At 61.7% G+C, this 1,437-nt stretch carries 1 protein-coding gene and 1 pseudogene; both read left to right on the top strand.

The window, feature by feature from the left end; all coding sequences use genetic code 11:
* Positions 1–189, top strand: a pseudogene (locus tag I6F21_RS37485) (IS3 family transposase); the annotation flags it as partial.
* Positions 190–278: 89 nt separating this feature from the next.
* The gene (locus I6F21_RS37480; RefSeq protein ID WP_225131108.1) at positions 279–1,322 is read left to right on the top strand and encodes an IS110 family transposase; all 1,044 of its coding nucleotides are present in this window, start codon (positions 279–281) and stop codon (positions 1,320–1,322) included.
* Positions 1,323–1,437 lie beyond the last annotated feature (115 nt).

The raw sequence follows: 1,437 nt of genomic DNA, 5'->3' as shown, positions 1-1,437 counted from the left end.
CGGGCCGACTACAACGATACGCGACCTCACTCGCAACTCGGATGGAAAACACCATCGGAGTTTGCCTTCACCTGCAACCCGCGACGGGATCTGGCGCTGCGCTATGCCGATGGCTCCGCACCAGCTCCCGTCGCTACCACCGCCCATTCGGCTAAATCCAACAGCCGGGGCGAACTCAGGACTGGATAAAACTTGATGTGGTGGAACGGCCCGCTCCAACAGCATCAAAGTGCTAGAACGTGGTCGTTGTTCGAACGCCACAAAGGAGGGACCGTTCCGTGAAACAGGTTATCACCATCGGGCTCGATCTGGCCAAGCACGTTTTCCAGGTTCACGGGGCGGATGCCGAGGGCTCACCCGTGTTCAACCGGAAGCTACGGCGCAGCGAAGTTCTGCGTTTCTTTGAGAAGCTGCCACCATGCCTGGTGGGAATGGAAGCATGCGGTAGCGCCCACTATTGGGCACGCGAGATCGCAGCTCTCGGTCATGAGGTCCGGCTCATTCCGCCGGCTTATGTCAAACCCTTCGTCAAGCGTGGTAAGACGGATGCGGCGGACGCGGAGGCCATCAGCGAAGCGGTGACCCGAAAGACCATGCGCTTCGTGCCGATTAAGACGGCTGAGCAACAGGCTGCCGCGATGGTGCTGAAGACCCGCGCTCTTCTAGTGCGGCAGCGAACGCAGGCGGTCAACGCGTTGCGCGCGCATCTGGCAGAATTGGGCATCATCGCCACCGCCGGCCTGGCAAAGGTTGAGGCGCTGGTCGCAATCATACGGGATGAGACAGATGCTCGCCTGCCCGCAGCAGCGCGCTTCGCGCTGATGGCTATTGCCGACGAGATTGAAGCTTCAGCCGACCAGATCGAGAGGCTCGAGCGCGCAATCGTTGTGGAGGCCAAGCGCGACGAGGACATGCGTCGGTTGACCACAATCCCTGGCGTCGGCGCCATTACGGCGGCGACCATCAAGGCGCTTGTGCCGGATCCCGGCGGGTTCAAGTCGGCTCGCCACTTTGCCGCCTGGCTGGGATTGACGCCGCGGTCTCATTCAAGCGGAGGCAAAGAGCGGTTGGGACGAATATCGAAGATGGGAAATCCGGAACTCCGCTCTCTCCTCGTTGTCGGGGCAACGGCCGTCTTGCGGGTCGTCCGAAACGACGCTCGGGCGCGGCCGTGGCTGAAGGCCCTTCTTGCCAGACGGCCCTTCAAGGTTGCCGCCGTCGCGCAGGCCAATAAGACAGCGCGGATCATCTGGGCGCTCCTGAACAAGGGCGGAAGTTATCGGCGTCCCGACCCATTGGCGGTTACCGCGGTGACGCAGTGACCACCAAAATGATCTGACCGGCGCAGGCCGGCAGAGGGCAAGGTGCAACAACAGGCGATGAACCCTTGGGACGAAATCCCGAAACGAGTGAAGCTACTGCCCCCAATGCGCTCAA

The organism is Bradyrhizobium sp. NBAIM03, from assembly GCF_020194055.1.
GTDB classification, from domain to species: domain Bacteria; phylum Pseudomonadota; class Alphaproteobacteria; order Rhizobiales; family Xanthobacteraceae; genus Bradyrhizobium; species Bradyrhizobium yuanmingense.
The sequence above is the reverse complement of the archived record's forward strand: the minus strand, read 5'-3'. Positions and strand labels throughout refer to the sequence as shown.